This is a genomic window from Kitasatospora sp. NPDC003701 (assembly GCF_053587085.1).
The window spans coordinates 1-1,949 of sequence record NZ_JBSFNM010000162.1; the positions used below are offsets into that span (position 1 = coordinate 1).

General features: G+C 74.8%; 1 protein-coding gene. It reads left to right on the forward strand.

What is annotated here, in order from left to right; all coding sequences use genetic code 11:
* Window positions 1-1,949: condensation domain-containing protein (locus ACWDRR_RS44375; protein WP_449778029.1), on the forward strand; the 1,949-nt coding region annotated here is incomplete at both ends.

Below are 1,949 nucleotides of genomic sequence, written 5' to 3' on the forward strand. Positions count from 1 at the left end.
ATCGAGGACGCCGTCGCGCTCGACGCCTCGGTGGCGCAGGCCGCCGTGGTGGTCCGTGAGGACACCCCCGGCGTCAAGCGCCTCGTCGCCTACCTCGTCCCCGTCGCGACGGCCGTGGACCTCGCCGCCGTCCGCAACGAACTCGCCGCCCGGCTGCCCGAGTACATGGTCCCGTCGGCGTTCGTGGTGCTCGACGCGCTGCCGCTGACCGTCAACGGCAAGCTCGACCGCAAGGCCCTCCCCGCGCCCGCCGGCACGGGCACCGGCACCGGCCGCGCCCCGCGCGACGCCCGCGAGGAGATCCTCTGCGGCGCCTTCGCGGAGGTGCTCGGCCTCGCCGAGGTCGGCCCCGAGGACCACTTCTTCGACCTCGGCGGCCACTCCCTGCTGGCCACCCGGCTGATCAGCCGGGTCCGCGCACTCCCCGGCGGCGCCGGGCTGACCGTCCGCGACCTCTTCGAGGCGCCCACCCCGGCCGGGCTCGCCCACCGGGCCGGCTCCGGTGAGGACCCGCGCCCCGCCCTGGGCCGCCGCGAGCGCCCGGCCGACCTGCCGCTCTCGCACGCCCAGCGCCGGATGTGGTTCCTGCAGAACCTCGACGACTCGGGCGCCACCTACAACGTGCCCCTGGTGGTCCGGGTGACCGGTCCGCTGGACCGGGCCGCCCTCGGCGAGGCCGTGCGCTCGGTGACGCAGCGGCACGAGAGCCTGCGCACCGTCTTCACCGAGCGCGACGGCGACGTCCACCAGCGGATCCTGGACGCCCCGGCCGCCGGGGCCGCCGTGCACGTCGTCCGCTCCTCGGCGCAGACGCTCGACGCCGACGTCGAGGCCGCGGTGCGCCACGGCTTCGACCTCTCCGCCGAGCTGCCGCTGCGCGTCAGCCTGCTGGAACTCGCCCCCGAGGACCACGTGGTGGTGGTGCTCTTCCACCACATCGCCGGTGACGAGTGGTCGATGCTCCCCTTCATCGAGGACCTCACCACCGCCTACACGGCGCACGCCGACGGCCACGCCCCCGCGTGGGCGCCGCTGCCGGTCCAGTACGCCGACTACACGCTCTGGCAGCAGGAGCTGCTCGGCTCGGCCGAGAACGAGCGGAGCCTGCACACCCGTCAGGCCGGCTACTGGAAGCAGGCGCTCGCCGGGCTGCCGGAGGAGCTGCCGCTGCCGACCGACCACCCGCGCAAGCCGGTGGCCGGCCACCGCGGCGACACCGTGCGCGGCCAGGTCCCCCCGGCGGTCTACCGGGGCCTGCGCGAAGCGGCCCGGGCCACCGGCACCACCACCTTCATGGTGCTCCAGGCGGCCGTGGCCACCCTGCTGCACCGCCTGGGCGCCGGCACGGACATCCCCCTCGGGGCGCCCGTCGCCGGGCGGTCCGACAGCGCGCTCGACGGACTGGTCGGCTTCTTCGTCAACACCCTGGTCCTGCGCAACGACCTCTCCGGCGACCCGACCTTCGCCGAGCTGCTGACCCGTACCCGGGACACCGACCTGGCGGCCTTCGCCCACCAGGACCTGCCGTTCGACCGCCTGGTCGAGGCGGTCAACCCGCCGCGCGTCCCCGGCCGGCACCCGCTGTTCCAGGTGATGCTCGGCTACCAGCACAACGACGGCCGGGCCGGGCGACTGCTCGGCCTGGAGAGCCGGATCCTGCCCTTCGAGCTGGGCGCCGCGAAGTTCGAACTCGACTTCAACTTCGAGGAGACCTCCGCCACGGAGGAGATCGACATCGCCTTCGAGTACGCGGCCGACCTCTACGACCGCACCACCGCCGAGACCCTGGTCGAGCGGCTGCTCGCGCTGCTGGAGCAGGTCGCGGCCGACCCGCACCGCCGGATCGGCGCCCTGGACGTGCTGACGGTGCGTGAGCGTGGTCTGGTGCTGGGGGAGTGGGCGGCGACGGGTCGTGGGTTGCCGGAGGCGACGGTGGCGGATCTGCTGGC